The organism is Massilia sp. ST3 (assembly GCF_018119405.1).
Taxonomy (GTDB): Bacteria; Pseudomonadota; Gammaproteobacteria; order Burkholderiales; family Burkholderiaceae_D; genus Telluria.
Genome location: NZ_JAGPWC010000141.1, coordinates 1 through 2,684, shown reverse-complemented (window position 1 = coordinate 2,684; position 2,684 = coordinate 1). Strand labels below are relative to the sequence as shown.

Below are 2,684 nucleotides of genomic sequence, written 5' to 3'. Positions count from 1 at the left end.
CGCAGCCGTCAGGGTGGTTTTGCCGTGGTCAACGTGACCGATGGTGCCGACGTTGACGTGCGGCTTGGTCCGTTCGAATTTTTCCTTTGCCATTTCAGACTCCTAAGATCTAACGATTTTTTTGAGAATTACCAGGCACACCTGACGGACGAGTACTACGCGACTGCCGTACAAAATTCTGGTGCCCTTGACGTGGATTGAACACGTGGCCTCTCCCTTACCAAGGGAGTGCTCTACCACTGAGCTACAAGGGCTTATTTGTGCGATGTTGAAACACACCGCGAATCACTGGAGCGGGTGAAGGGAATCGAACCCTCGTCGTAAGCTTGGAAGGCTTCTGCTCTACCATTGAGCTACACCCGCGAGGTACAACTTCTTTCAATTCGCTTCACGACTCTTCTTTTGGTGGTGGGGGCTGGATTCGAACCAGCGTACTCAGAGAGGGCAGATTTACAGTCTGCTGCCTTTAACCACTCGGCCACCCCACCGCGAAGAACCGCAGAGTATGAAGCAAGCTCAACGTATTGTCAACTATGTTTCAACAGACCTTGTCTGCATCGCATAGCAGCGTTGCTTCGGGGCGTGATTGTAACGGGCGGGCCCCAAGTCTGCAAGGGCTGTTTTGTGTGGTTTGCAAAAAAGCTGTTTGGCAGGCATGACGGGCGCGCTGGGGCAGGCTGGACGCGTCGGCGGCGGAGCCGCCAACCCTACCGTAGCCCGTAGGGGGGGGGGGGGGCCCCCCCCCCCCCCCCGGGGGCGCGGGGGGGGGGGGGGGGCCCCGGGCGCCCCCCCGGGGGGGGGGGGGGGCCCCGCCGCCGACGCGCTCGACGAACGCTCGCGCAGCCGCGCCGCCAGCAGTTCCGGCCGGTCGAGATAAAGAAACACATAGCGCGGCAGCCGCTTGCGCACCTGCCAATGCAGGATGTCGACCCTGGCTTCGGGCCTGAGCACCAGCACGCAATTCGGCTTGTCGAAAGGCGTCACCACCAGCATGTCCCCGCGCGCGACGCCCCGCTTGCGCCGCCATGTCGGCAACAGCTCATTCACGGCATCCAGCCGCTCGATGGCTTCGAGCGGCAGCACGCCGGACGCGCGCGCCCCCACGTGCAGGTGCAGCGCGTCCCCGGTGAGCACATGCCGCCCGGCCCCCACAAGCCAGCGGTCGCCCAACACCCACACCAGCGTGTACAAGGCGCCAAACGCGCACAGCGTGTGCACGACGAGCAGATCGGCCGGATCGGTGATGAACAGGTTGACGATCATGGCGTCGAGCGGCAGCTCGACGAAGACGCTGACAAAGGCAATGGCCGCGGCGGTCCCGTAGGCGCCGCGCTCCAGGTAAGTGAGCGCCACCCCGTCCGGCAGGTCGGCATGCGGACGACGCCGCAGCCGGTTCAGGCAGCCCTGCCACATCAGGCGGTCGAGCCTGGCCATGCCGACCAGCTCTGGCGGCAGCAAGGCCGTGAGACAGCGGTGCCACGGTCCGCGCTCGGCAAGCGCGCTGCGCAGGCGGCGCCACGCGTCCGGCGCGTGGGCGAGGTCCTTGGCGGCTATCAGGACAAGCGGGATGGCCAGGGCGGCCTGGCGCAGGACGGCTTCGATCGACGCGGGCGCAAACGAGACGGTGAGCTGCCCCATGAGCAGGGCGGCGAAGGCATAACCGGCAAGCTCGCTCCAGGACAAGCTGCGCAGCGTGGTGATGACTGAATGGGAGGGCATGATGCGGGGCCGGTCAGGCGCTTGGTCGTGACTTGCCGATTAGACCATGCGTGCGGCGCCAGCGGCAATTCCTTGCGGCGAGATGATGCGGCGCGCATGAGGAAGCGTCCGATCAAGCGCCCGCTTCGTCCAGCACAAGGGCCGGGCGCAGGGAATCGGGAAGAATGGGCTTTTGCATGTGGAGACCGCCATGTCGGACCAGAGCAAGGATCAAGGCAAGGAGCAGGCCTACATGGCCGTGCGGCGCGTTCCGGACCCGACGCTGCGCGGCTGGCTCGGCATCCTGGGACTGATGGCCGTGGTGTTCGCCGGCGCGCTGGCCATCGGACGCCTGCTGGGGCGCGCACTCTACCTGGTCTTGCACTAGCCAGGTAGCCGCCGGTAAACGACAAAGGCCGGGTTGCCCGCGTACGGACTTCCCGGCCCCTGAACTGCGGCGGATTGATCCGCCGGCAGTGGAAGCGATTACTGCAGCTTGATTTCGACGTCGACGCCAGCCGGCAGGTCCAGCTTCATCAGTGCGTCAACGGTCTTGTCGGTCGGATCCACGATGTCCATCAGACGCTGGTGCGTACGGATTTCGAACTGGTCGCGCGAGGTCTTGTTCACGTGCGGGGAACGCAGCACGTCGAAACGCTGGATACGGGTCGGCAGCGGGACCGGGCCCTTGACAACCGCGCCGGTGCGCTTGGCGGTGTCGACGATTTCCAGTGCGGACTGGTCGATCAGCTTGTAGTCAAACGCTTTCAGGCGGATGCGGATTTTCTGGTTCGGAGCGGACATGCTATTTCCTTTAAAAGAACGTTCCGGCTAGTGCCGGCAATGTGTAAAAGGTACTTCGGTACAGCTCAAGAGGCGGGAGTATAACACCGAACCCTCTCATAAAGATGGGGACAGACCAAAAAGTCTGTCCCCATCCGTTGTCACCGCGGGACAGTGTCCCGCGGCAGATCTCGCTAACCGGA

General features: G+C 63.8%; 4 protein-coding genes and 3 tRNA genes. 1 reads left to right on the top strand and 6 read right to left on the bottom strand.

What is annotated here, in order from left to right; genetic code table 11:
- From KBW98_RS23720 to KBW98_RS23700, 5 genes are all read right to left on the bottom strand, one after another.
- A partial coding sequence (locus KBW98_RS23720; protein WP_018003793.1) for a GTP-binding protein occupies window positions 1–93 on the bottom strand: 93 nt, incomplete at its 3' end.
- Window positions 94–179: 86 nt separating this feature from the next.
- Window positions 180–254 (bottom strand) — tRNA-Thr (locus tag KBW98_RS23715).
- Between the two features lie 35 nt (window positions 255–289).
- A tRNA-Gly gene (locus KBW98_RS23710) sits at window positions 290–363 on the bottom strand.
- Window positions 364–403: 40 nt separating this feature from the next.
- Window positions 404–488: transfer RNA gene (locus KBW98_RS23705), tRNA-Tyr, on the bottom strand.
- A gap of 43 nt (window positions 489–531) precedes the next feature.
- Window positions 532–1,719: a hypothetical protein gene (locus tag KBW98_RS23700; RefSeq protein WP_211522629.1), complete on the bottom strand. Its 1,188-nt coding sequence runs from the start codon at window positions 1,717–1,719 to the stop codon at window positions 532–534.
- 190 nt (window positions 1,720–1,909) lie between these two features.
- Here KBW98_RS23700 and KBW98_RS23695 point away from each other — a divergent pair, with 190 nt between their 5' ends.
- The gene (locus KBW98_RS23695) at window positions 1,910–2,086 is read left to right on the top strand and encodes a hypothetical protein (RefSeq protein WP_211522628.1); all 177 of its coding nucleotides are present in this window, start codon (window positions 1,910–1,912) and stop codon (window positions 2,084–2,086) included.
- Window positions 2,087–2,184: 98 nt separating this feature from the next.
- On the opposite strand, the gene rpsJ is transcribed toward KBW98_RS23695, so the two are convergent.
- The gene (gene rpsJ, locus KBW98_RS23690; protein ID WP_005663509.1) at window positions 2,185–2,502 is read right to left on the bottom strand and encodes a 30S ribosomal protein S10; all 318 of its coding nucleotides are present in this window, start codon (window positions 2,500–2,502) and stop codon (window positions 2,185–2,187) included.
- Between the last annotated feature and the right edge of the window lie 182 nt (window positions 2,503–2,684).

Coding starts and splice junctions, on each gene's coding strand:
- KBW98_RS23700 (WP_211522629.1), bottom strand. CDS start 1,719: ATGCCCTCCCATTCAGTCATCACCACGCTGCGCAGCTTGTCCTGGAGC.
- KBW98_RS23695 (WP_211522628.1), top strand. CDS start 1,910: ATGTCGGACCAGAGCAAGGATCAAGGCAAGGAGCAGGCCTACATGGCC.
- rpsJ (WP_005663509.1), bottom strand. CDS start 2,502: ATGTCCGCTCCGAACCAGAAAATCCGCATCCGCCTGAAAGCGTTTGAC.